The organism is Micromonospora noduli (genome assembly GCF_003264365.1).
Classification (GTDB): domain Bacteria; phylum Actinomycetota; class Actinomycetes; order Mycobacteriales; family Micromonosporaceae; genus Micromonospora; species Micromonospora noduli.
Map to the genome: position 1 here is coordinate 291,158 of NZ_PYAK01000002.1, position 24,879 is coordinate 316,036.

Consider the following 24,879-nt stretch of genomic DNA (forward strand, 5'->3'; position numbering starts at 1 on the left):
CATGCTTGAGACAGTCCGCGGGCCACGCCAGCTGATAGTGGGCGAAGGGGTCGCGCAGAACATCCCACGAGTGGTGGCCGAGAGCGGCTCGCGAGTCCTCATCGTGACCGACCGGGTTCTTCTGGGGCAGCCGGGCGTGGCCGAGATCGTGGCCGCCGTGCGGGCGAAGGTCACTGTCGTCGAGGTGTTCTCCGACGCGACTCCAGACGTGCCACTCTCCGATGTCGACCTGGCCGTCTCGGCCGCCGCCGAGGTGGACGCCGACGTGATCCTCGCCATCGGGGGTGGCACGGTGATCGACCTCGCCAAAATCGTCGGCGTCATCCGGCGCCACGGTGGGACGCCGCGCGACTTCTACGGCGAGTCGAAGGTGCCGGGGCCGACGATTCCTCTCGTCGCGGTCCCGACGACATCAGGCACCGGCTCCGAGCTCACACCCGTCTCGGTGTTGACCGACCCGGACCGGCAACTGAAGGTGGGGGTTTCCAGCGTCCACATCGTGCCCGACTTCGCCATCGTCGACCCCGAACTCACCTACACCTGCCCTGCGACCGTCACCGCCCACTCCGGCATCGACGCGTTCTGTCACGCCGTGGAGAGCTACACCGCGCGACCCCGGGCCCACGGACCGCGCGACCCGGTGGAGCAGGTGTTCCTCGGCCGCAACCCGATCACCGACCACTACGCGCTCCGGGCCGCGGAGCGGATCGCCCGTAGCTTGCGTCGTGCTGTCACTGACGGAGGCGACACGGACGCGCGCGCGGACATGTCCTACGGGTCCATGCTCGCCGGGCTCGCCTTTTCCCACGCGGGCAACGCCGCCCCGCACGCTCTCCAGTACCCCATCGGCGCAGCCACGCACACACCGCACGGCCTGGGCGTCGGGCTGCTACTGCCCTACGCGCTGGACGCGGCCAAGGATGCCATCGGCGACCGGTTGGCCATCCTCGCCAGGGTGTGCGGGCTCGACGTGACCGACGCCTCCGATGCCGAGGCCGCAGATACGTTCCTCACCTGGCTCGACGGGCTCCTCGCCGACATCGGCATCCCTCGCACCTTGGCGGACATCGGCGTGGCACGCGCCGACCTCCCGCGCTTCGCCGAGATGGCCAGTGGCGTCACCCGCTTGATCCAGAACCATCCAGGCCCGACCGACACCGCCAGCCTGACCGCGATCCTCGAAGCGGCCTGGACCGGGGACCGGACCCGACACGTCCTGACTCCGACCAGAGATAGCGGCCGGCGGATGGATACTTGAGTGAATGCCGGGGCGACGTCCGGGTACGCCGTAGGGGGCGTCGATCGGCGGACCGGATGAGCCCGGCGAGACTGGGCGTGCGTGCCGCACGGGCCGTTGCTTCAAGAGATCACCTGCGGCACCATGATCGCGATGATTAGGCACCTGGACTGGGTAAACCGCTACGTCGCCGGGCAACAAGATCGGGTATGGCATGAGATGCGGCAGCTTGGCAGCCGCGTCCGTGAGCCAGCCTTCGCCGCTGAGGCGCAGGCGGTGTGCGACGAGATGGCCCGCCGAGCCCGGAGCAACATCGAAACCCTGGTCGCGCGCCTACGCGAGCAGGGCTACCGATTCCACCAGAACGACGACGACCAGACCCCGACAGAGCCATACACGCCACCCGACCCGAAGGCGGAAGAGCTCCTTCACTGGCTGGAACAGCGTCTCGGCCCACTCCCGATGGTGTTGTCGTCGTGGATCCGCATCGTGGGCGACGTGTGGTTGGTTGGGACGCACCCGCAATGGCCCAACTCGGCTGCGGCCGACCCGCTTGTGCTGGAGTTGGCGGGTTCCCGCTACCCGAACAGCGACATCCGCGAGTACTTCGCGGAAGAGATCGAGGCGTGGCAGGAAGACCAGGACGAGCCATTCCTACTGCCCGTCGCGCCCGACCACTTCCACAAGGACAACGTCAGCGGCGGTGGCCCCTACGGCATCATCCTCCCCGACGCATCCGCCGACGCGCACTTCGTGGGCGACGCCCGCATGCCCTTGGTGGCCTACCTGAACTGGACCTTCCGACACGGCGGCTTCCCCCGACCCACCGCCGACCAAGCACAGTGGCAAGTCATCCGCCAGCTGAGAAAAGACCTCCACCGCCTCTGACGAACGCAGGCGATACCCCTCCCGACTGCAACCCGAACCACGGACGGGCGTGCTGACGCCTCACAAGCGTCGGCACCACTCGTAGCCGTAGACCCACCCAGTCGCCCTGCCACGCAGCTGCGAGAATTCGCGTACGAAGCCGGCGAAGTCGACGAACGAGGCTCCGTCGATGACGAGCACGGGAAGGGCATCGCTCTGGATGCTCACGAGGCAAGCATGAGCGCGACCCAAAATCGCTACGCACAGCAGAGCCAATCCGACTCAATGAGCACCGTCAGTTTGGAAGGTGCCGAGCATCTCTTCGTGGGTCATGCGCGCGACCTTATCGCCGGGACGACCTGTAGGACCAAGCACAGGCGCTGCCATCGGCTACTCCGTGCGCTCACGCTCCGCCATCTGTCGCTAGGTTCCAAACCCCTGCCGAACATGAGCCCAGCGGTGTCGTGCACCGGCGAGAGCAGAGCCGAGCTTTGGAGAACCGCCGGTTCTTCACCTCGCGGACCGGTGCACCTGGGGCGGCGCAACCGCCGTGCACCGGATGTTCGACGCCGATGCGTAGCCACTCAGTTAGCGGGCCGGTCCGCCGTACGGGTCGTGGCTGAGCTGCTGGACGCCGCCCTGAGGGGGCCCGCTGTACGGGCCGGGGAACCCGTCGGCCGGCGGCGTCGTGTGCAGCACCGCGGTCGGTGCGTCGCTCATGCCCACTCCGGCCGGCGCTGTCAGCTGAGTCGCCGCGTGCGGAGCCGGCTTGTCCGGCGTGTTCCGGCGGCGGTTCACCAGCAGGGCCAGTGTGCCCAGGCCGACGGCGACCAGCAGGCCGCCCAGGATGTACGGCAGGGAACCGCTGCCCTCGTTGCTGACCGGTTCGAGGGCGGGGGGTGCCGCCGCGACTACGCTGGTCTCCGGCTCGGGAGCCCCGTCCGCTGCCGCGGTTGCGGTGGGCGAGGGCGGGGTCTTGGTGGGCGCGGCCGCGGTGGCCAAGGTCAGCCGCACGCTCGCGATGTCACCGGCGGGGCCCTGTACGGTCGTGCGGGTGGTGCGATAGCCGTCCAGGGCTGCGACGATCGTGATCCGGCCCTCGGCGATCGTCTTACCGGCACCCGACTTGATCGAGAACCGGCCGCTCCGGTCGCTCGTCGTACGGTATTCGTGCCCGGCGCTGTCCCGGATGGTCAGGGCCACGCCGCCGATCCCCTTGCCGCTGGTGTCACGGACCTGGCCGGACACCCCGTCCACCTCGGACGACGGCTTGTCCGCGCCGGGTTGCGGCGCGCCCGCGCCGGGTAGCGATGTGCCCGGGCCGTAAATGTAGACCATCTTGTAGTCGAAGCTGTTCTGCCCGCCGAGCCGTACGGCGACCGAGATGTTGCGACCGGAGATCTCGCCCGCGTTCACCTGGGGCGCGACGACGGTGGCTTGAAAGTCCTGGCTCTGGCCGGATTTGAGGTTCGGCTCCACCCGGCAGCCGGTGGTGCATTGCAGGCCGCCACTGACCACCACGATGGCCGTTTCGGCCCTGTTCCCGTTGTTCCTGACGCGGAACTGAACGCGAACCTTGTCGCCGGGCTTCACGTTCTCCGCCGACACGCTCCGGATGCTGATGGGTGCCGGGGCGCCCGCCACGGGTGCCGCGGACACCGCTAGCGTGCCCCCGGTCAGCGCGATCAATGCGGCGACCCGGGCCCATCGGGCAGGTGAACGCGTCGTCACTTCCTACCACCCTCTCCTCGGGCAGGCGACATCGCCCGATGACACCGCAGGACACTATGCACTGTCGGGATGGGTTGCGACTCGCGGGCCCCTACCCGGCCTCTCACAGGGGACCTCGCGCCGCGACCAGGAGCCTCGCCCGTGCAGTGCCGGGTAGCGCCGCGCCCGACGGACCGCACGGCACAGCCACTTCTGGCAGGATCCGCCGGATGCGCAAACTGATGGTGCTCCTTCTCCTGATGGCTGTTGCCGGCTGCGGCGACGATGATGCGACCGAGACGGGAGCCACCGAACAGTTCACCCAGGGCGGCGTCAGTATGGAGCCGACGGTCAAGGCCCGCCAGGTCGTCACCGCACGGACAGTAACCGGGATGTACGAGGCACGACGCGGCGATGTCGTCCTGATTCGTTCCCCCGGCGGCCTCTGGGGTGACCGCAAGGTGCCGCTACTCAAACGCGTCGTCGCGGTTGGCGGCGAAACCATCGCCTGCTGCGATAGCTCGGGCAAGGTGACGGTCGACGGTAAGCCGCTGGCCGAGTCGTATGTGGCTGAGGACGCGTCGCTCGACGAGCCGCCGAACGCAGACTTCTGCGGCCCGCGGCGGTTCGCCGCGGTTACCGTGCCGGCCGACTCCGTCTTCCTGATGGGCGATAGCCGCGCCCGGTCGAACGACTCCCGGTGTGCCGGGCCGCTGCCGGTGTCGTCGGTCTTCGCCGTAATGGTCGGCTGACCCGGGGCGCACCTGACACTTGCCGCGGACGTACCGAGGTGGCTGACGCCAAGCGCCCGGACGGCGGCAGTGGGTACGTCGTCCTGTACTGGGGCTTTCAACCCTCGGCACCACTCGTAGCAATAGGCCCCACCCGGTCGCCCTGCCATCCCGCGCACTTCCGCCTCAGCCGCAGGTTGGGATCTTCTCCGTTACCGGGCTCGTACTGTGGATCGTCAAGCACTTCCCATGCCCGGCTGTCCGTCCGGGCTCCTCCTCCGCTGTACAGGCGCTGGCAGCTCCGGCGGTCGATCGCAGACCGGACGGTCCGACACAGCGACGTTTCCCCGTTCCCTGCCGCGATGTCGACTGCCGTGGGTCGGCACTGTCGTCCAGGAACAGCCTGAGGAGGCTGGTCGATCATGGGGTGGCACCCACACCGGTGGTCCCGCCACGCCGACCAGCGGCCCTACGTCGTCGCCGACCGGCTTGACGACCTACAGGGGCCTCCCCGCCACGCCGTGAGCCTGGATCGCCAACTCGACTGGTCCGGGCCGGCGCGCTACGACCTAGACAACCCAGCGTGCTGGTGACCCCGTCCGTATGACGCCTCCCACAGTTGTGGACTGATCAGTCTCCTACTTCTTAAGGTTGTCGCATGGGCAGGCCAAGGACGTTCGACATCGACACGGCGGTGGACCGCGCGATGGAGTTGTTCTGGCGTCAGGGATTCGAGGCGACCTCGACCGAGGATCTCGTGGAGAGTCTCGGAATCGCCCGGGGCAGTCTGTACAAGGCGTTCGGGTCCAAGGAGCAGCTCTACGCGCTGGCACTCCGCCGTTACTGCCAGCGCCACGCGGCAGGGCTGACCGAGGTGTTGGACCGGGCGGAGCAGGTGCGCCCGGCGATCCGGGCGGTGCTCCTGGAACTGATGGAGGCCGACCTGGCCGACCCGGAGCGGGGCTGCCTGCTGGTCAACGCGGCCACGGAACGCTCGGCGCATCCGGACACGGTGCTGCAGGTCTCGCGCACGATGGGTCAGGTCGAGTCGGCCCTGGCCGGGGCGTTGGAGCGGGCGCGGGTCCGCGGGGAGATCGCGGCGGACAAGCAACCGCAGGAGCTGGCCCAGTTTCTGACCACGTTTCTGCAGGGCCTGCGGGTGATGGGCAAGGCCCGCGCGGATCGGGCGTTCCTCAACAATGCCGTGGAGGTCGCCCTGGGCGCCCTCGACTGACTTTTTGCTGCCCGAATTAGGAACTGATCAGTCAACAATTGTGGGAGTGAGTGTTAGTGGATCTCGAACTGCAGGGCAAGGTTGCCATCGTCACCGGCGCGAGCAAGGGCATCGGTCTGACCACCGTGGCGGCGTTGCTCGACGAGGGTGCGCACGTGGTGGCGAGCAGCCGTGCGAGCACGCCGGAGCTCGACGCCCTGGCCGCGCGTGGCGCCACCGTGGTACTGGCCGACATCACCGACGCGGCTACCCCGCAGCGGCTCGTCGACACCGCGCTGTCGGCGTACGGGCGTCTGGATGTCCTTGTCAACAACGTTGGCGCCGGCAGTGCCCGGTCAGGATTCCTCGACGTCGACGACGCCGAGTGGGCGCGAGTGTTCGACGTGACGTTCTTCAGCGCCGTGCGCACCAGCAGGGCAGCCCTGCCAGCCCTGCTGGGCAACGGCGGGACGATCGTCAACATCAGCAGCATCAACGCTCGGCTGCCGTTCCCGATGGTGGTCGACTATTCCGCGGCCAAGGCGGCGATGTCCAACCTGACCAAGACCCTGTCGGAGGAGTTCGCGCCGCGTGGCGTACGGGTCAACGCCGTCTCGCCCGGCCCGGTGCGAACCCCGTTCTGGACCGGGCCGGATGGCTTCGCGCACGCCGTCGCCGCCAGCGCGGGTGTCAGCATCCAGCAGGCGCTTGACGAGGTCGTGCCACAGAGCATGGCGATCAGCACCGGCCGGATCACCGAGGCCCGCGAGGTCGCCGACCTGGTGCTGTTCCTTGCCTCCGCCCGCTCCTCCAACACAACCGGCGCCGAGTTCATCCTCGATGGCGGCCAGGTCAAGACCCTCTGACAACAAATGCTCACCGTGCGCCGGCCGGGTCTCTCACTGACCCGGCCGGCGCTCCGACGGTCAGTGCTGTGCCAGCCGGGCCGGCCAGGAGCGTCAGCCGCTGGATGCTGGGGTGTCCACCGCCACAAGAAAGGCGCGGCAGCTCGATGAGCGAGGCCGCGACTGCGATCTCCAAGAAGGGCCCCGGCGGCGCGAACGTCCAGACGCGCGGGTGCGGCGGATTTCGCTGGCACGTTGCCTCATCGGCGAGCTGGAGGTCCCGACGAGTCTGCGGGCTCTGCACGCCGGGGTGACGGGTCAGCGGATGAGGGCGCGGCTGAGGAGGTGCTGTAGGGCGTCCTGCTCTTCGGGGGCCAGAGGGGCCAGGGGGCTGTCTTCGGAGAGCAACTTGAGGAGGCGTTCGCGCAGTTCGGTGCCCTTGGGGGTCAGGACGAGCTGCTTGGCGCGGCGATCGTCGGGGTGTGGGTGGCGTTCGAGATGGCCCTGCTCTTCGAGGCGATCGGCGATGAAGGTGATGTTGGAGGGCTCGCAGCTCATCCGTTCGGCGAGTTCACGCAGGGTCAGGGGGTGGGTCAGCTCGCGCAGCAGGTTGCCCTGTGAGGTGGTCAGACCGAGGGCGGCTGTCCGGGCCCGAAGGTGGGCATCGATCTGATTGGCCAGGTCTTTGACCAGCCCGCACAGCCGGCGGTCGCTCTGGCCTGGGGACTCGCGCTCGGTGGACACGTCACAACCTTACTACAGCTGACATAGTTGCAGCTGAAGTAGTTCTAGCTGTAACTTGTTGCCCGTGCCGCTGCCAGGTGGCACCTCTCCGAGCACGAGGTAGGACCATATGGCCGCAACAACAGATTTCGACCGCATACGACTGACCAGCGCACCGCGCGTCCGTTCGCTCAGCCTGGGTGAACTGAAGATCACCTACGTTCCGGACGGGCTGGCCCTGTGCAAGCCGCGCGGCTGGCTGCCCGCCGCCACCGACGCGGACTGGGCGGCCAACCGCGATCATCTCGACGACGGCGGCTTCCTGCCCGCAGCCATTGGCGGGCTGCTGGTCGAGCGGGGTGACCGGGCGCTGCTCATCGACACCGGGTTCGGACCGGAGTCCCACCCCGACGACCCGGCCAACCCGATGCTGGGGAGCATCCACGGCGGTGAGCTGCTGGACGGCCTGCGGCGGCTGGGCCGCGAACCGCGCCAGATCGAGGCCGTCGCCATCACCCATCTGCACCTCGACCACCTGGGCTGGGCCTGGAGCGCCGAGCCCGGCACCGATGCGCCGCCATTCGCACACGCCACCCATTTCATCGCGGCACCCGAGTGGGAGCGGCGCGACCTGGCCGCCGAGGGCGGGGCGACCGAGGAACGTGTGGCCGCCTTCGCACCCCGTGTTCGTACCGTCGAGGACGGCGAGGAGATCTTCCCCGGCGTGCGGGCCTCGTTCTCGATCGGACACACCGTCGGCCACGTCACGTACATCATCACCGGCGGCGACCGGCGGCTCATCGCGTTCGGCGACGCAATGCACGCGCCGGTCCAGGTCACCCACCCCGAATGGGGCTGCGGGATCGACCACGACCCCGCCGAAGCCGCCGCGCACCGCCGCCACCTGGTCGAAGAGCTGAGCCGCCCCGACACCATCGGCTACGGCAACCACTTCGCCGACGTGGTCTTCGGACGCGCCGAACGTCGCCCCGACGGCCGGTTCACCTGGGTCCCGGTCGCCTGACTGTCCCGCCGGCCGCCATTGGCCCGCCATCACCGCCGCCACGCTCACCCTGACCAGCGGGAGTGATCGGCAACAGTGCCGGCGATGAGCGGCGGAGCCGCTCATCGCCGTGCCCGACAAGTCGTACGAATCGCTAGAGGAACGGAGAACTGTCATGAAGCACATCAAGCTGGGGGACCTGGACGTCTCCCGCATCGGTCTGGGCTTGGTATCGATGTCCTACGCCTACACCGGAGCCGGCACGGACGACGCCGAGTCGGTACGCACCATCCACCGGGCCCTGGAACTGGGCGTCACTCTCCTCGACACCGCCGAGGTCTACGGCCCGTACATCAACGAGGAACTCCTCGGCAAAGCGCTCAAGGGCCGCCGGGACCAGGCCGTAGTGGCGACAAAGTTCGGCATGATTTCGCATGCGGGCGGCGGGGCAGGGCAACTCGACAGCAGCCCGGCCAACATCCGCACCGCCGTCGAAGGGTCGCTCAAGCGGCTGGGCACCGACTACATCGACCTGTACTACCAGCACCGGGTCGACCCGACCACGCCCATCGAGGACACCATCGGGGCGCTGGCCGAACTGATCGCTGAGGGCAAGATCCGCCACATCGGCCTGTCCGAGGCCGGACCGGAGACGATCCGCCGCGCCCATGCTGTCCATCCCATCGCTGCCGTCCAGTCGGAATACTCCCTGTGGACCCGGCACCCGGAGGCACAGGTGCTGCCCCTGCTGCGCGAGCTGAACATCGGCTTCGTGCCGTACTCGCCCCTGGGACGCGGATTCCTCACCGGCCAGATCCGCTCGACCAGCGGCTTCGACGAGACGGACCTGCGTAAGAACAACCCGCGCTTCACCGGCGAGAACCTCCAGCGCAATCTGCGTCTCGCAGACGAGGTCCAAGCCGTTGCCGCCGAAGCGGGTACCACTCCGGCGCAGATCGCACTGGCCTGGCTGCTGACCCGGGGCGACGACATCGCCCCCATCCCCGGCACCAAGCGCGTGGCACGCGTCGAGGAGAACACCGCCGCTGACGCCGTGGAACTGACCGCCAAACAGATCGAGAAGCTCGACAACCTTCCTCCCGCTGTCGGCGACACCCACGACGAAGCCGCCATGCGCCTGTTGGAGCGTTGACCCCAGCCCCGGCGGTGAGCGCCCTTGCCGCTTGTGCACGGGCGGCATCGACCCCAGCAGCTCTGACCGAGAACGTCTCTTAGCCGGTTGAACCCGGCGAACACCCCGTCGAGCGGTTCAGTGCGCAGCGTGCAGATGCGCCCTTGCGCCTGCACGCTGCGCACCACAACCCCGGCGATCTCGGGGGACCCTTCAGATGCGGAGAGACGGTTGGCTTGCTGACCTCACTGGCTGAGCCAGCATTCCGACAGTGGCCGGCCGTGGCTCAGCCGCGCCGGCATGGCACGCCGGCTTGCGTCGGTCAGGGCACCGAAGATGAGTTGGGACGTCCTCCGACGCTCGGCAGCTCCCCAATTGGGCACTTCTTCAGATGGAAGGCGGATTATTTGTCATGTCTAGTGATCTTCGCTGCGCCGTGCTGGACGACTACCAGGACGTGGCACTCGGCCTGGCGGACTGGTCCCGGGTGCGGGCCACCAGCTTCCGGAAGCACTTCACGAACACCGACGATCTGGTGGCGGCCATCCACGACTGCGACATCGTGGTCGCCATGAGGGAGCGCACGCCGTTCCCCGCCGAGGTGTTCGACCGGCTGCCCCACCTGCGGCTGCTCGTCACCACCGGCATGGGCAACGCCGCCATCGACCTGGGGGCGGCGCGGACGCACGGCGTCACGGTGTGCGGCACAGGCGGCGGCTGGACCTCGACGGTCGAGCTGACGTGGGCGTTGATCCTCGGCCTGGCCCGCCACCTGGTGCCCGAGGCGACCGCGCTGCGCGCCGGCGGCCCCTGGCAGCACACCGTCGGCACCGACCTGCACGGACGCACACTCGGGCTGCTCGGCCTGGGCAGGATCGGGTCCCAGGTGGCGGCGGTCGGGCGGGCGTTCGGCATGGACGTGCTGGCCTGGAGCCAGAACCTGACGCGCCAGCGGGCCGAGGAGGGCGGCGCGCGGCTGGCCCCCGGCCTGGATGCCCTGCTCGCCGGGTCCGACGTCGTCTCCGTTCACCTCGTGCTCGGCGACCGGACGCGCGGGCTTGTCGGCGCGCGGGAACTCGCGCTGATGAAGCCCACCGCCTACCTGGTCAACACCTCGCGGGCGGCGATCGTCGACCAGTCCGCCCTGGCATCCACGCTGCGCGAAGGGCGGATCGCGGGAGCCGGGCTCGACGTGTTCGACGAGGAGCCACTACCCGCCGGCCACGAGTTCCGTACGCTGCCGAACGTGCTGGCCACGCCGCACCTCGGCTATGTCAGCGAGCTGAACTACGCGACGTTCTTCCGTGACGCCGTGGACGACATCGGCGCCTTCCTCGACGGCAACCCGATCCGGGTGCTGACCTGACTCACTCGACCCTGGTCCTGGCCCGGAAGGCAGCAGCCTGGATGTGCTGTCCAGGCAGGTTGTCAACCTGGTAATGGATGGTAGGCCGCTGGTGGCGGTGTGGGGTCGGTGGCGGTTGTTGGGCTGTGGCCGGTAGGGGCGGGTCTTCTTCGGCGTAGTTCCCAGTCCGGTGCAGGCGTCGCGCCAGGCATGCGACTTGCAGGCCGAGCCGTGCGGGGGTCAGGCTGCGGTCAGAGATCCGCCTGCCGTCGATCTCGTGGGAGAGTTCGCAGCAATGCACGGTCGGCGGGAACTCGGTCAGGCACCGGTGTACGCGAAGGCCGCCCAGTGTTCCGAATCGGTGTAGGGACAATCACCCGGTGCACCTGGTGGCTCGATGTCGGGTAGGAGCGCGGTCAAGTCAGCTTGGTTAGCAGTGCGGAGCCACTGTTGGGCGCGGTTCAGCGCAACGGCCGGCTCGTTTTCCTCCCGACACCACAGGTGATAGAACGCCGTCATGAGATAGGTGGTGGCCAGATCGTCGACTGCCCACGCTGTCGCGATCACCCCGGCGAATCCGAGCTGGATCAGGGCCGACGGCAGTCCGACCACCTCGTTCGGTAAGGCGATACCGCTGACATTGGTCTGGCAGGCGGAGAGCACCGCCAGGCGGCGTCGGCCCGTTGCTAGGGCGCGACGCAGTTCCTCCAGCGTGACCTGACGGTCGGCGAAGTACAGCCGGCTGTCCAGGATCGAGCCGGGTTCGGCCGAGCCGTGGCAAGCGAGGTGCCAGACGGTGTGCTCGTTGGCCGCACTGCGGAACTCCTCCCAGGTGCAGGCGTGGCTCGGCGACGTGGGCAGCCCCGTCCAGCGGCGCACGATCTCGATGGTCTCCCGGGCGACGTACCGCAAGTGACCACGAGGGTCGACCCGGTGTCCGTCCGGCACATCGATGGCAAGCAGACTCTGCTCTCGTACGGCGAGTTCCCTTGCCGTGTCCCGGCAACGCCGGAGGGCGCGAGCGTTAGGTGCGTACCGAATCGCGGAGAACTGTCCGATGTGGCGCCGCCCGGCGGGTTCCTCACTAGGCGTGCTCGGCTCACCGGCGGCGTGAAGCGGCAGCAGGTTGAGCAGACCGACCGGCACGAGTGTCACGATCCGACCTCGCGCACTGAGAAGGACAACATCGCGGACACCGTCGTTCCACAACGTATGGAGGGCCTCGGTCATCGGACTGGTTGTCGTCTGCCCGAACGCTGAAAGGTCGCGCGCCCCAGCAGGCTTCCCATTCACGATCGCAAAGCTACGGAGGCCGGTCGCCGCCTCGGTTTCTGGCAGCACCTTGGCGACGAGCCCGGCGACACTCGCCCGATCGAGCTTGGGCAGGTCGACATACTGCGGATCGTGCCGCGCGGCCACCACGAGCGCGTACCCACCCGCCTTTGCCGCACCGAGGTATACCAGGGCGCCGTCGCCGGTCGCGGCGATGATGTCGTCGTAGTTCACCGCGATCGCCATCGGGTCCGCGCCGGTCACCGCGGCTATTCGCCGGGCGACATCACGGAGGTACGCCCAGGACCCCCGAAGTCCGGCGGATGGGTGACGTTCCTGCTCATCGAAATCCTCGATCGCACGTCGGTACTCGTCGGCAAGGTCCGCCCGACCGGCAGCACGCAGCCGATCGAATACCACGGCGTTGTCCCGCCCGATCACCTCGGTCAGGCCGACGGCCCGCCCGGTCTCCAACGCGAGAACCGCCTCCCGGTACCGCCCGGTCCGGGCCAGCCAGTATCCGGCCTCCTCGGCGTACTCCTGGGCGGCGGCGAGCACCCGTTGCTTCGCGCCGGCACCGTACCGCGCGACGGCGTCCTGAGACGCCAGAGCGACCAACTGCTGGTACGCCTCGGCGGCGAACTCCGCGACGCCGGTGCCGACGGCCCACTCCGCCCACGCGACGGCCAGCCGGGCCCTCGCCGCGGTGCTCCACGGCGTGTTCACCGAGTCGCGCCAGGCCCGGTGTCGATGCTCGTTGCCGGTGTTACCGGCGAGGGCGTCCCTGGCGGCAAGCGCTTCCTGGAGCAGGAGTTGGTCGTCCGCGCCGTGGTGGTGTCCGAGGCGGGATCTGCGACGGATGAGCCGTAGCGCCTCGTGCACGTCGCCGGGACCATCGACGAATGGCGATCCGGGCCGCAGCCCCCGCCACAACAGCAGCCTGGCCAAACCTGCATCAGCCGGGGTGGTGCGCCTCCACCAGCGAAGACCGGCCTGCCGACCGGCTCGACAGCACTCGATTCCCAGTTCAAGGTTCTTTGGGTCGATCCGTACCAGAAGCAAGCCAAGGGTAGCGAGGATCTGCGGCCGCAGCCGCCGAGCGAGCCTGTCGTCCTCATGAGAGCCGCGTTCGAGTTCAGCGACGGCCGCATCCAGGTCCCCGGTCACGATCTGCCGGCGGCCCTGCAGCAGGCGGATGAGACCAGGATAGGTCCCGGCGTAGTCGAGGCGTTGGACCAGCTCGTCGAGCGGACCAGTGTCGTCGTGGGTCTCCGCGATCGTGATCGCCGCGTCGGCGAGCGCCAATACGCGCTTCGAGTCCAGTTCCGAGACACCGGGAAGATCGTGCGGATCGTCCGTGGCGCAGGGCCCTCGGCCGAGCGCGATCGCCGCCGAGATCGGCGGCAAACCGTCGAAGGCGACCGCGGACGACCGGCGGGTCCGCACGATGGCGGCCCGGGTCCGATGGAGGGCGCGGATCTCGGCGATGCGACGGAACCCGCGGTGGTGCTGGTCCAGCAGTACGCTCTCGATGCGGCCCGCGACGTCGCGCATCGCGGCGTGGAGTTCTGCCTCCCGAGGATGGTCAATGGAGGACTGGCGCACCAGCACCGCGATGCACATCGACACGAAGGTGCGCGAGATCGTCCGCCGGGTGTTGTCCTCGTCGACGTCGCTGGTGTTGATGAATGGGTAGCACTCCAGCACGTCGTGTATCGCAGGGTCGAGGTCGTCGAACGCAGCGGCGAGCCGCACCATCTCGGACATGGACTTCGTCGTCATCCAGTAGCCGTCGGTCTCCTGCCACCGTGGTGGCCTCGCCCGGCGGTACGCCCTCCACGCCCGGTCGGCCGCCAGGCGATCGTCGCGGAGCCACGCGTCCTTGTACGCCCAGCTGTGTTGCTCCAGCTCGGCCATCCCCCGCAAGTGATGGTCCGGGCTGTGCAGGTGATTCTGGATCTTGTAGCCCCTGGCGTCGTGCGCCCACGGTTCCTCGAAGGTGGCATCGGTTGGCCTGTGACACTCCCGACACGGGTACGGCCAGGAGTGCGGCGCAGGTTCGTCGCCGGTCCCACAACCGTCGTTGTTGCACTCCCAGCCTTGCACCCGCGCGTCCGGCGGCGCGAGGTATCCGTAGGAGGTTCGCGGCGGCCGTTCACCCATTGCCGATGCCGTCCTCTCGCCGTGTCGCAGGGACCTCTCGGTAGCCTTCCGCCGTTCTCTGACGGACAGCGGTCCGTCAGAGAGCGGCATGGGAATCTTCAGTCGGTCACCTCAGTCCCCGTTTCCCGACGACATGTTCAGGTGGTTGGAGACCTTCGGCCGGTACTCGCTCGACGTGCACGGGAGCGGCATCGACGGTGGCGACATGTGGGACCGCTTCGGGGAGCTGCACCGGCACGCGACCAGGGACCAGGATGGCTTCCTGACCGCGCTGCGAGCCGTCGTGGCAGGAGACCAGGGCGGTTTCGCGACGTTCGGCGCGGCGCGCCTTGCCTGGGAGATGTACGGCGGCGACACGCTCCGCATCCCCGCCGCGTTGCCGCTGATCGACGCGGGCATCGAGTTCAAACGCTCACGTGGCCTGCCGACCGCCCTGTTGACCGGCTACGAGATGCAGCGTGTCAACCAGCTCCGAGAGCAGCGCGACTGATTCCTCCGCCGTGTCACCTGGGCAGGCCGTGTCAATGCCATTCACTGAGAAATGGAGCCATTATGGAAGGCTTTCTTTGCTTCGTTGGGGTCACCGCCCTAGTCAGCTTCGTCGTTTGGCAACTCATCGAGACACGAAAGGCGGTCGCGACAACCACGACCGAGACCGCGTACGACCCGGCGCAGACCGCCCAGATCGTGCGCACCGCGTTCGGCGGCCCCCGCGCGGTGCTGTGGACCACCGCGAGCGGACCGGGCACGATCAACATGCGCCGACGCGGAATCCACGGCGGCATCACCATGTCCATCACCATCGCGCCGCGCCCAGGTGGTGGCTCCCGGGTGGCGATGTGGGCATCGGAGACCGTCATCTTCTTCGGTTTCCTGGTCAACTTCGCCGGTTCGGTCAACGGACGCAAGAAGGCGATCGGACGTCTGCTGGAAGCAGCGCAATGAGCCTCTGCCTGACAGCCTGCGCAAGGCAGCCGGCACACCAGGTGTCGGCCAGGGCGACTGGTGAACCGGGGTGGCCAGGCCACGGTGCCCCCCGTCACGTCACGTCTCCTGGGCTGACCTGTTGGGTGGTGCCCAGCGACACCGATGGAGCTTCTTGATCATGGTCTGATGGCCGTGGGGAGGAAGTTTCAGTGGCAGCACCGAAGAAGTGCCCCGATGAGCTACGTCAGCGCGGTGTGCGCTTGTATCGCGAGTCGGGTGATCCGGAGGTTGGCTGAGTAGCTTGTGTGCATCACGAGGCGCTCAGGAACTGGATCCGGCAGGCCGAGGCTGACGCGGGTGAGCGCACCGACCGGCCGACCAGCGAGATGGCAGAGGAGAACCGCCGGCTGCGCAGGGAGGTCACACTCCAGATCCTCGCTGTGTTCATCTGCCCTGCACCAGCACAACATCCCGCAGTACGACAACACGCCCTGAAGCCACTCGGAGAAGACGCCACCAAGATCCTCACCAACCAGACCAAGACCAGCCTCGCCGAGCTGTTCACCGACTGGCGATCCGACGGCGATGCACCGCCAAGCGGATAGCTGCGCAGGGCCGGTGCTCCCCACGACTGACTGCGCCCTCATGAAAGCAACGTGCCACTCTCCTCTGAGGAATCGGCAGACACCGAGGGCAGCATCACGATGACCTGCCCGATCGTCATATCAGGTAGAGCCCGAGGTCGCCCCTCCGGCACGATGCCCGGATGATGTTGCTGGTCCCTGCGAACCCCCTACGGCCACGCCGGCCCGACGGCCACTTCGCGCCCGAAGCCCGCGGCCCGCGCCGCCGGGATCGACGTCGCGGTTATCGACCACGACGCTGCACCGAGACGCTCCCACGCCGCTCCGGCAGGTCGGCGGCCCATTCGACGATCTCCACGACGCGGCTCGATTCCCGAAACCACCGCCGCGATCGCGAGCAGTCCCGCCAGCGGATGGATCCGGCCGCCAGCGTCCCGTCGGTCCGGAACCCGGGCGAGGGCCTGCGGCAACCCCTGGCATGTCCTGTTCCGACAGCGGCAAAACTCGCCGCTGCACCGATCGCGACTCCTGCCTGACAAGGCGCCTTTGATAAACAGCGTAAGGCCCGGCTACCGGAACGGCATTGATCGATGTCTTGACTCTATGCGCCGCCCTGCTCATGATTTACTGCGGCAGTTCAACAGTGAGGGTCAATGTGATGACGCAGGTAGAGCCACCGGCAGGAGGCCCGACATCAGCCGTCACTCTCAGCGAGCTTGGAAAAATGGCCGACTCGCGCGCGCCGGTCGAGGCACGAGGGACTGGCTGACACGTAGGGCCCATCTGCGAGAACTGAGTATCGCGAGCCTCGGTTCGGTGCTCCTCGCTGTCGCGATGATCTGGCTGATTCCGCCGTACGCGGTTCGCGTGATGACTGCCGGCGCCAAGACTGTGCCCATCGCCGACCCGGCCCACACCATCGTCGGTGACGTGGGTGACCCGACGGCCCAAGCATGGCTGGTGGGATGGGGTGGCCACGCTCTCACCCACGGTCTGCGTGGCCTGTGGGATACCAACGCCTTTTATCCCGACACGTACGGCCTAGCCCTGAACGACAGCCTGCTCGGCTATGCCCCGGCAGGGCTGATAGGCAACGGTGTAGTCGGCGCCGTGCTGCGCTACAACATCCTGTTCGTGCTGGCTTTCGCGCTCGCCTTCCTCGGCGGCTACGCGCTCCTGCGTCAGCTTGGCGCGAATAAGGTCGCCGCCGCGGTAGCCGGGGCCGCCCTCGCCTACGCGCCCTGGCGCTACGGCCACGACGGCCATCTGAATATTCTCTCCACCGGTGGTATCACTCTGGCCCTGGCGATGCTGGCGCGCGGCCACGGACTCTCGTTCACCCGCGGCTACCTTGCCGAACGAGTCCGGCCGGGCTGGGCGTTCGCTGGCTGGCTGGTTGCGGCCTGGCAGGTCAGCCTTGGCTTCGGCGTGGGGCTGGGATTCGTATACGTCCTCGCCGCCCTCTGTCTGATCACACTGACAGCCTGGCTGATCCACCGCCCACGCCTTAGCCTCCGGCTGATCGTCGGCGATCTGATCGGCGGGTTGGTCTTCACCGCGGTGACCGGATACTTCGCGTACGCGTACCAACACGTGCGCGAGCTCAACCCACATGTCACCCGGGACTGGGACTACGTCGCGTTTTTCTCCCCGACACTGCGCGGACTTCTCGTGGCTCCGCAGTCCTCGCTGCCCTGGGGCACCCTACACAACGACGCCCGCACCGCTCTTGGTGGCGCACCGACTGAGAAAGTGCTGCTATGCGGGTATGCACTGTATCTACTGGCCTTCGCCGGCCTGTTCCTATCCCGCTGGTCACCGGTGCAACGGCTTCTGCTGCTGTTTGGGGCGGTCGTCGGAGTGTTGTTCGCGCTAGGCACGAACGGGCCGATCTACCGTCTGCTCTATCTTTACGTGCCCGGGTTCGATGGATCCCGTACACCAGGCCGGTTGATCTTGTGGCCCACTCTCTGCCTGGCCATCCTCGCGGCCGGCCTGGTTACCCACCTAGCCGAGGTGGCTCGCAGGGGCGCCAAGCCGAAATGGTCGGTGGGAGAGGCACGGCTACTGACCGTTCCGTTGCTGGTCCTCGTGCTAGCTGAGGGCCTGCCTGACCTGCACCACCCCCAAACCCCAGCCAAACCGGCCGCGATGGCGCTAGCCTCCGCGCACGCTCCGATCATGGTATTGCCGTCCGACGACGGCATCGACCTCCACGTCCTACTTTGGTCGACCGACGGTTTTCCCGCCATGGTCAACGGTGCGGCCAGCTACACCACACCTAACCGTCAGGCGATCCGCGACGTTATGGCGACCTTCCCCAGCGAGCCGGCCTTGGATCGGTTGCACCAGCTCGGCATCCGCAGCGTCGTCCTGCTGCGCAACCGGGTCCAAGGCACCCCATACGAACCACTGCTTAACATCCCCGACGTACCCGGCATCACCCGCCACGACGTCGGGCCAGACGTGGTTTACACCATCGACACCAACACCAAGAACCCCTAACGAAACGATGTCGGGCGCGTCCTCCTCCGCCAACGGCCGAAAATCAGTACGCTTGCACAACTCCAGATCTTGAGCGCGATACATGGGGCCGGCCGAGGCAGTGGGCGCGGTGGAGGCAACGCTGCTCGTGGCCCGCAGGTCGCCTTGGGCGCCTGCGATCGGCCCTACGGGCCCTTGCCAGCACGAGCATGTCCCGTTGACCGAACAGTTGGACGAGCCTCGACAGTTGGCGCGCGGTCAGTTGAACAGCGGAAGGACTACGACGGCGGCATCGGTTCGAGATTGCTCAGGCGTGCCGGTCGGGTCAGAGGAAGTCCCGCCAGAACGCCACAGTCGCATTCGGGTTCCAGGGGTCCGGCTGCTGCGCCTTCCGTCCAGCTGAAGGCTGAGACCTACCCCCGCGGACGGGACTAGGTGTCGGTGAGGACGGAATCCGTGAAGCTGTATCGCAGGCAGACCCTCATCCAACATGTGCGCCGCCGTTGGGGTCATCTGCTGGACGGAAACTGCCCTACAGTCGACGGCACGGTCGACGGGAGGAACCTCATGGACGAGAACGAAACGGTGTTCCGTACGTCCGCCCGCCTCACCTTCGTGTTCATGCTGCTGATGGGCTTGCTGGTTTGGGTTGTCGTCCAAGCCGTGCTAGCACTCATCGCCGGGCGGCCGCCGGCCGATTTGACGAGCATCGCCGCTTCAGGTGTCCTCTACGCCGTCGTTTTCAGCGCTCTCTCGCTTGTGCTGCATCGCAGGAACTGGTCCTCGGTTGAGTTCACCGGTCCGGCAGTGGGGCTCGCCGAGAAGGGGCGAACGGCCGTCCTGCCGTGGCAGGCGATCCAGTCGGCGACGGTTCGCCGTCCTGGCCCATTCGCCGTCCTCCAGGTCACTTTGCGCCCAGGAGCGGTGGCGCCGTCCGGCATGACGCTTCGTCCACGGATCCGTGCCGGTCAGCCTGTCTACACGGTCAACGTCGGACTGCTTCGGCCTGCGGCGGGCGTCCTGCGTACCGAACTTGCCCGACACCTGCCATAGGTCGCCTCCCGCTCCTGATTTCGCTCGAAGTCACTCGTACGACCACCGCCAGCACTGGCTCAGGGCCGCCTCGTACCCACCGGTTGTCCCCCGAGGACAATCGCCGGAGTTGGCGTGGCCGCTTCAGCGCCGGCCCGGATGCCGGCGCCGGTTCAGATGGTGGCGGGGACGGTGGAGTTCGGCCGGGTGGTGCCGCCGTCGGGAGAACCTGCAAGTCGCGGGCAAGCAGTTCTGGCTCGGCCCGGCCCGCTCCGGCGTGACGGTGACGTTCTGGGCCGACCCCGACGTCATCCACCTGCTCATCGCCGGCTCCCGGATCAAGACGATCCGGTCCCACTTGTCGGTGGCGGACCTGGCCGTGCTGCTGCGTCAGGGCGGTCGACCGCTGGCTCGTCCCCGCTACCCCTGGACACCGCCGGGCGTCCGGGCGTCGTGGAGGTCGACCGGACAGTCAAGCGGGACGGGAAGGTGTCGCTGGGTCAGCATGTCGTCCTGGCCGCCGAGATCCTCGCCGGCCGTCGCGTCGGTGTCCGCATCGACCCGACCACCCTGGCGTTCTTCGACCCCGAGACCCGGCAGCTGCTGCGCACCCGACCCAACCCGCTCACCCCGGAGCAGATCATGGGCTTTCGGGGTGCCCGACCGGCCGGACCGCCCCCCGCAGCCCTCGACCGAACCGGTCCGGGTCCAACGCCGCGCCTCCAACAGCGGCGTGGTCATGGTCGCCTGGCAGAAAGTCGCTCTCGGCCGCGTCCATGCCGGCAAGACCGTGACCATCACCTCTCGGACACCGAACCGGCGGTCGAGTGCGACGACGGCCTTCGCACCATCCGCCGCTCCAACGACCACCCACTCACCCGGACCAAAGCCCACCGCCCCCGCAAGGTCGCCCTCGATGTCTAAACCAACCGCCCGGCCCAGTGGTGCTCGGACATCAACGGTGGGGCCGTGCTACCTCATCGCCTTGCGGGTCGTAGATCGTCAGCCCATATCGCGCTGCAAGATCCACGACCAGCTCGATGGCGGGAGTGCTGCGCCGCCCAAAGCTCATGTTCATGCTGACGTGATCAGTACCAACGTCGAGCGGCATCGACATCCAGGGCGAGTCGTCGCGGTATGGCGGGAAGTCGGGGTAGCGGGCACGCAGACTCTCGTAGAAGCCCACAATGCGTTCGTCCAATTCGCCCTCGGGGTGCTGACCGCTTCTGCAGCGCTTCGCCATGGCGCGCACCGCGTCGTCGCTCGCCGCTGGGTCGATGGCCAGCACGTCGAGGTCGAAACTCACCGGCACATGCTGCCGCACTCGTACTCAACAGTCGAACAGCACCTGAGCCCGGTTCCCTGCAAGGAACCCCCACGAGACCTAGGCCCAAACGACAAGCATCTGCTGGGACAGATCCGTCAAGCATGTGGTGGGACTAGACACGACCGGCAGTTGGTGTCCGGTCTCAGGACGTGCGTGACAGATCGGTATCAACACCTGCCCGACAGTTCAACGAGGCGTCGTGCCGGCCGGCTACGAGGTTGTCTATTCCGGGACGACTCTTCCTAGTTCTGAGCGGAAGTCGCGTACCTCGCGCGGGTCCCCTTCCTCAACAACCACAGCCCCTGCCCTGCGGTTAGCCAAAGCCTTGTCTCCCGCCACCGCCGCTGCGAACGCTGCTGCTTGCAAGGGCGCGGTGCCCCCGGGATACACCTGCCGGAACGCCCCCCATGACCCCTGTTGGGCATGGACTTCGGCCGCCCACTGGCCGAAGGCGTGAAGGTCTGCGGCGTGACGCAGGAAGGCGACGCCGGGTCCGGCGACGTCATCTATCAGCTCTGCTGGCAATGGCTCCTCAGATGCGGGGCGCGGGTACTCGTTGAGTTGGCGGATCGGCTCAAGGTGAGTCCATAGCGCGTCGCGGCGGAACTCCACCAGTGGTTCCGGCAGGCCCACGATCCGAACGCTGAGGAACACCTGGATCCCCTTCATGGTGGGGTCGCCCCACCGAGGGGTGTAGAACCACATCTCGCGTAGGAGACCGTTGTCCGCCCGCGTGCAGCTGTTGCCGTGGCGCTCGAATTCGAGCGGCGCCAGGACATCGCGATGAAGGCGGTTCACAGCACGTCGGAGGCTCCAGCGACCGGACACCCATGAGATGTTAGGGCCAGCCATCTCTAGCCGCGGCTGTCATCCAGGTCCCGAGAATGACGAACGCCGGCCACCGAAGAGCCGCAAGTGCTGCGCGGTTGGCCGGTGCTGCCGGGACCTCCGCAGCTCGCACCGTCAAGGGAATCCGCGCCGTACTCCGCTCGGCGCTTTCTCAGGCTGAAGTGGAGGAACTGGTCGCAAAGAACGTCGCGGCCCTGGTGAAGCTCCGACCGATCCGCAATCGCAAGGGCAAATCGTGGAGCAGTGAGGAAGCTCGGGCTTTCCTGGAATGCCTCCGACGACGACGACTACCTGTACGCCGCCTATGTCCTGGTCCTCGTGCTCGGCTTATGCAAGGGAGATGTCCTCGGCCTCACCTGGGACCACATCAACCGGGACGGCTGGCAGAAGCCGTGCACCACCCACAGCGAGAATTTCTGCGAGCACGGCCGCGACAACCACGACATCAGCCTCGTCATCGACAAGCAGCTCCAGCGGGTACGTGGCCACCTACTGCATCGGGCCACCAAGACCGAAGAGTCCGACGCTCCCCTACCGCTACCAGCCATCTGCGTCGCCGCACTGCGGCACCGCTACCAACAACAGCAGGCCGCACGAGAGAAAGCCGGCGACGCCTGGCACGACACCGGCATGATCTTCACGACCCGCTACGGACTGCCGGTCGAACCCCGCAACTTCAACCGCTCCTACGACAGCCGCATCGCCCGCGCCGGCATCCGAAAGATCACCGTTCACGACGCCCGACGCACCTGCGGTTCGCTGCTGGTCGACCTGGACGTGCACCCCCGGGTCGCGATGGCGATCCTGCGGCACGCGGACCTCTTGATCAGGATGGAGATCTACAGCCAGGTCTCGTCCAAGACGACCCGCGAAGCCCTGCGGAGGCTCGGCGAAAGCCTCGATCAATGAGCCGTTGCTGTACTTCACTGCTGCACAAGATCAGAAATGGCCATCCGGAAGATTCCGAATGGCCTCTGACCTGCGTCGGGACGGCCGGATTCGAACCGACGACCCCTTGACCCCCAGTCAAGTGCGCTACCAAGCTGCGCCACGTCCCGCCCCCGCGTGGTTTCCCCGCGGCAGCCGGTACAGCTTAGCGCAGCAGCTCCGAGTCCTCCGCACAGGCCCCACCGGCGTCGCGACGCAACCGAACCACCCAGTGAGCAACCCCCGCCGACGACCATAAGGAGTCACCGCACACCCCCTAAAGCGTCCTAGGAGGGTGGCGTCGGATAGGGAAATGCCGGATGGGCAGAGGTGCCCATCCGGCATTTCGGCAGAACTTGACCGCGTCAGCCGTGCGCCTTGCCCCGGCCGCCGGGGCCGAGCTTCTTGCGCGGGCGGACCGAGATCTCGATCGGGCTGCCCTCGTACCCGAATTCCTCGCGGAGCTTGCGCTCGACGAAGCGCTGGTAGCCGGCGTCGAGCGGGCCGGTGGTGAAGAGCACGAACCGTGGCGGTGCCACACCGGCCTGCGTCGCGAACAGGATCCGCGGCGCCCGCCCTCCACGTACCGGGTGGGGGGTGGCCTGCACCAGCGCGGTCAGCCACTGGTTGAGGTGCGCGGTCGGCACGCGGGTTTCCCAGCTGGCCAGCGCCTTGTTCAGGGCCGGGGCCAGCTTGTCCACGGCACGGCCGGTCATCGCCGACAGGTTCAGCCGGATCGCCCAGGGGATGCGGCGCAACTCCCGGTCGATCTCCTTGTCCAGGTAGTACCGGCGGTCGGCGTCGACCAGGTCCCACTTGTTGAACGCGATGACCAGCGCCCGGCCCGACTCGGTCACCATCGACAGGATCCGCTGGTCCTGCTCGCTGATCGGTTCGCTGGAGTCCAGCAGCACCACTGCCACCTCGGCGGCCTCGATCGCGCCGGCGGTACGCAGGCTGGCGTAGTACTCGGTGCCGCTGGCCTTGCCGACCCGCTTGCGCAGCCCGGCCGTGTCGACCAGTTGCCAGGTCTGACCGCCGATCTCGACCAGGCTGTCCACCGGGTCCACAGTGGTGCCCGCCACCGAGTCGACGACCGCCCGCTCCTCGCCGGAGAACCGGTTGAGCAGGCTCGACTTGCCGACGTTCGGCCGCCCGACCAGCGCCACCCGGCGCGGTCCGCGCGGGCGGTTCTCGACGATCGCCGGTGCCTCCGGCAGCGCGGCGAGGATGGCGTCCAGCAGGTCGCCGGAGCCGCGTCCGTGCAGCGCGGACACCGGGAACGGCTCACCGAGGCCGAGTGACCACAGCGAGGTGGCCTCCATCTCGATGGAGTTGTTGTCGGCCTTGTTGGCCACCAGGATCACTGGCTTGGCGCTGCGCCGCAGCATCTTCACGGCGGCCTCGTCCACGTCGGTGGAGCCCACCATCGCGTCGACCACGAACAGCACCACGTCGGCGGTGACGACCGCCGTCTCGGCCTGCGCCGCGATGGCCGCGGCCCGGTCCTTCGCGTCCGGTTCCCAACCACCGGTGTCCACCACTGTGAACGCCCGGCCGTTCCACTGCGCGTCGTACGGGACCCGGTCGCGGGTCACGCCAGGGACGTCCTCGACGACCGCCTGCCGGCGGCCGATGATCCGGTTGACCAGCGTCGACTTGCCCACGTTGGGGCGGCCGACCACGGCCACCACCGGCTGCGGGCCGGTCGGTTCCTCAACGGCGACGTCGGGCTCACGCAGCTCGACCCAGCCACCACCATCGCTACTCATGCCACACCTCGCTCGGTGAGCAGGTCGCGCATCCGCGCCACGACCTCGTCGATGCCCAGCTCGGTGGTGTCCAGCACCACCGCGTCGGGCGCCTGGGCCAACGGGTTGACCTTGCGGGTCGAGTCGAGGCGGTCCCGCCGGGCCAGGTCGGCGGCCGTGGCCGCCACGTCGGCGGCGTCCTCGGCGCTGCGCCGGGCGGCACGGGCCGCCTCGGAGGCGGTCAGGAAGACCTTCAGGTCGGCGTCCGGCGCCACGACCGAGCCGATGTCGCGACCCTCGACCACCATCCGACCAGCGTTGGCGATCATCTCGCGCTGCCGGGCGACGAGCAGCTCACGGACAGCCGGCACGGCGGCGACGGCGGAAACCGCGCCGGTCACCTCGGTGCCACGGATGTCGGCGTCCACGCCGACCCCGTCGATGGTCACGGCGTACCCCTGCGGGTGGGTGCCGATGCGCAGGTTGACCTCGCCGGCGACCTTGGCCACCGACGCGGTGTCGGTGAGATCCACGCCGGAGCGCAGCACGGCCCACGTGATCGCCCGGTACATCGCCCCGGTGTCCAGGTAGCGCGCACCGATGCTCGCGGCGAGCCGCCGCGACACGGTGGACTTACCCGATCCGGACGGCCCGTCCACAGCGACCACACATCGCCCGGTCCGTACGTTTTCCTCCACCGTGTCCTCCTCAGCCCGTACCTCACGGATCGCCCGGTGATCTGGCGCCGCAAGCGGTT

At 67.9% G+C, this 24,879-nt stretch carries 22 protein-coding genes, 1 tRNA gene and 1 pseudogene; 14 read left to right on the forward strand and 10 right to left on the reverse strand.

Going from position 1 to position 24,879, the window contains the following annotated elements; genetic code table 11:
* The first annotated feature begins 1 nt into the window (after position 1).
* Entirely contained in the window at positions 2-1,258 is a 1,257-nt protein-coding gene (locus GUI43_RS02750; protein WP_112697909.1) for an iron-containing alcohol dehydrogenase, read from the forward strand.
* 81 nt (positions 1,259-1,339) lie between these two features.
* Positions 1,340-2,125, forward strand: a complete 786-nt coding sequence (locus tag GUI43_RS02755) for a hypothetical protein (protein ID WP_112697910.1) — start codon at positions 1,340-1,342, stop codon at positions 2,123-2,125.
* Between the two features lie 60 nt (positions 2,126-2,185).
* Here GUI43_RS02755 and GUI43_RS33705 read toward each other — a convergent pair whose 3' ends face one another.
* Complete coding sequence (locus GUI43_RS33705; protein ID WP_170158659.1) at positions 2,186-2,332, reverse strand: hypothetical protein; 147 nt, start codon at positions 2,330-2,332, stop codon at positions 2,186-2,188.
* A 360-nt stretch (positions 2,333-2,692) separates the two neighbouring features.
* On the reverse strand, positions 2,693-3,712 hold the full coding sequence (locus GUI43_RS02760) for a carboxypeptidase-like regulatory domain-containing protein (RefSeq protein WP_249037630.1): 1,020 nt from the start codon (positions 3,710-3,712) through the stop codon (positions 2,693-2,695).
* A gap of 332 nt (positions 3,713-4,044) precedes the next feature.
* Between GUI43_RS02760 and lepB the strand changes: the two genes are divergently transcribed.
* From lepB to GUI43_RS02775, 3 genes are all read left to right on the forward strand, one after another.
* On the forward strand, positions 4,045-4,566 hold the full coding sequence (gene lepB / locus GUI43_RS02765; protein ID WP_170158660.1) for a signal peptidase I: 522 nt from the start codon (positions 4,045-4,047) through the stop codon (positions 4,564-4,566).
* A 637-nt stretch (positions 4,567-5,203) separates the two neighbouring features.
* A complete protein-coding gene (locus tag GUI43_RS02770) occupies positions 5,204-5,779 on the forward strand; it encodes a TetR/AcrR family transcriptional regulator (protein ID WP_112584371.1) in 576 nt (191 codons plus the stop codon).
* Between the two features lie 56 nt (positions 5,780-5,835).
* Positions 5,836-6,624, forward strand: a complete 789-nt coding sequence (locus GUI43_RS02775) for an SDR family NAD(P)-dependent oxidoreductase (protein ID WP_112697912.1) — start codon at positions 5,836-5,838, stop codon at positions 6,622-6,624.
* Positions 6,625-6,921: 297 nt separating this feature from the next.
* Here the strand turns inward: GUI43_RS02775 and GUI43_RS02780 are convergent, their stop codons facing one another.
* Positions 6,922-7,347, reverse strand: a complete 426-nt coding sequence (locus tag GUI43_RS02780; protein WP_112584368.1) for a MarR family winged helix-turn-helix transcriptional regulator — start codon at positions 7,345-7,347, stop codon at positions 6,922-6,924.
* A gap of 109 nt (positions 7,348-7,456) precedes the next feature.
* Between GUI43_RS02780 and GUI43_RS02785 the strand changes: the two genes are divergently transcribed.
* The 3 genes from GUI43_RS02785 to GUI43_RS02795 all read left to right on the forward strand — a co-directional run bounded on the left by GUI43_RS02785 (position 7,457) and on the right by GUI43_RS02795 (position 10,827).
* Positions 7,457-8,350, forward strand: a complete 894-nt coding sequence (locus GUI43_RS02785; protein ID WP_112584367.1) for an MBL fold metallo-hydrolase — start codon at positions 7,457-7,459, stop codon at positions 8,348-8,350.
* A 154-nt stretch (positions 8,351-8,504) separates the two neighbouring features.
* The gene (locus tag GUI43_RS02790) at positions 8,505-9,482 is read left to right on the forward strand and encodes an aldo/keto reductase (protein ID WP_112697913.1); all 978 of its coding nucleotides are present in this window, start codon (positions 8,505-8,507) and stop codon (positions 9,480-9,482) included.
* Positions 9,483-9,873: 391 nt separating this feature from the next.
* A complete protein-coding gene (locus GUI43_RS02795) occupies positions 9,874-10,827 on the forward strand; it encodes a D-2-hydroxyacid dehydrogenase family protein (RefSeq protein ID WP_112697914.1) in 954 nt (317 codons plus the stop codon).
* A 297-nt stretch (positions 10,828-11,124) separates the two neighbouring features.
* Here the strand turns inward: GUI43_RS02795 and GUI43_RS02805 are convergent, their stop codons facing one another.
* Positions 11,125-13,845, reverse strand: a complete 2,721-nt coding sequence (locus tag GUI43_RS02805; RefSeq protein ID WP_146765849.1) for a CHAT domain-containing protein — start codon at positions 13,843-13,845, stop codon at positions 11,125-11,127.
* A gap of 529 nt (positions 13,846-14,374) precedes the next feature.
* On the opposite strand from GUI43_RS02805, the gene GUI43_RS02810 reads away from it, so the two are divergent.
* From GUI43_RS02810 to GUI43_RS02830, 5 genes are all read left to right on the forward strand, one after another.
* Positions 14,375-14,731, forward strand: a complete 357-nt coding sequence (locus GUI43_RS02810) for a hypothetical protein (RefSeq protein WP_112584363.1) — start codon at positions 14,375-14,377, stop codon at positions 14,729-14,731.
* Between the two features lie 62 nt (positions 14,732-14,793).
* The gene (locus tag GUI43_RS02815; RefSeq protein WP_112584362.1) at positions 14,794-15,186 is read left to right on the forward strand and encodes a hypothetical protein; all 393 of its coding nucleotides are present in this window, start codon (positions 14,794-14,796) and stop codon (positions 15,184-15,186) included.
* A 287-nt stretch (positions 15,187-15,473) separates the two neighbouring features.
* Complete coding sequence (locus GUI43_RS02820) at positions 15,474-15,773, forward strand: transposase (protein WP_112584361.1); 300 nt, start codon at positions 15,474-15,476, stop codon at positions 15,771-15,773.
* 795 nt (positions 15,774-16,568) lie between these two features.
* Positions 16,569-18,257 (forward strand): hypothetical protein, encoded by a 1,689-nt coding sequence (locus GUI43_RS02825; RefSeq protein WP_249037631.1) that lies wholly within the window; start codon positions 16,569-16,571, stop codon positions 18,255-18,257.
* A gap of 435 nt (positions 18,258-18,692) precedes the next feature.
* Positions 18,693-19,289, forward strand: a complete 597-nt coding sequence (locus GUI43_RS02830; RefSeq protein WP_146765850.1) for a hypothetical protein — start codon at positions 18,693-18,695, stop codon at positions 19,287-19,289.
* 399 nt (positions 19,290-19,688) lie between these two features.
* On the opposite strand, the gene GUI43_RS34205 is transcribed toward GUI43_RS02830, so the two are convergent.
* The 3 genes from GUI43_RS34205 to GUI43_RS02845 all read right to left on the reverse strand — a co-directional run bounded on the left by GUI43_RS34205 (position 19,689) and on the right by GUI43_RS02845 (position 21,423).
* Entirely contained in the window at positions 19,689-20,009 is a 321-nt protein-coding gene (locus tag GUI43_RS34205; protein WP_146765851.1) for a hypothetical protein, read from the reverse strand.
* Between the two features lie 214 nt (positions 20,010-20,223).
* Positions 20,224-20,574, reverse strand: a complete 351-nt coding sequence (locus GUI43_RS02840; RefSeq protein ID WP_249037632.1) for a hypothetical protein — start codon at positions 20,572-20,574, stop codon at positions 20,224-20,226.
* Positions 20,575-20,817: 243 nt separating this feature from the next.
* Positions 20,818-21,423 (reverse strand): hypothetical protein, encoded by a 606-nt coding sequence (locus GUI43_RS02845; protein WP_146765852.1) that lies wholly within the window; start codon positions 21,421-21,423, stop codon positions 20,818-20,820.
* A gap of 58 nt (positions 21,424-21,481) precedes the next feature.
* Here GUI43_RS02845 and GUI43_RS33715 point away from each other — a divergent pair.
* Positions 21,482-22,353: pseudogene (locus GUI43_RS33715) on the forward strand (tyrosine-type recombinase/integrase); the annotation flags it as partial.
* Between the two features lie 75 nt (positions 22,354-22,428).
* Here the strand turns inward: GUI43_RS33715 and GUI43_RS02855 are convergent.
* The 3 genes from GUI43_RS02855 to cmk form a co-directional block, all read right to left on the reverse strand.
* Positions 22,429-22,502 (reverse strand) — tRNA-Pro (locus tag GUI43_RS02855).
* Positions 22,503-22,736: 234 nt separating this feature from the next.
* A complete protein-coding gene (der, locus tag GUI43_RS02860; RefSeq protein ID WP_091407237.1) occupies positions 22,737-24,143 on the reverse strand; it encodes a ribosome biogenesis GTPase Der in 1,407 nt (468 codons plus the stop codon).
* Positions 24,140-24,820 carry a (d)CMP kinase gene (gene cmk / locus GUI43_RS02865; protein ID WP_112697919.1) on the reverse strand — a complete coding sequence of 227 codons (681 nt, stop codon included), beginning with the start codon at positions 24,818-24,820 and terminating at the stop codon, positions 24,140-24,142. Before cmk ends, der begins: the two co-directional genes overlap by 4 nt.
* Positions 24,821-24,879: the final 59 nt, after the last annotated feature.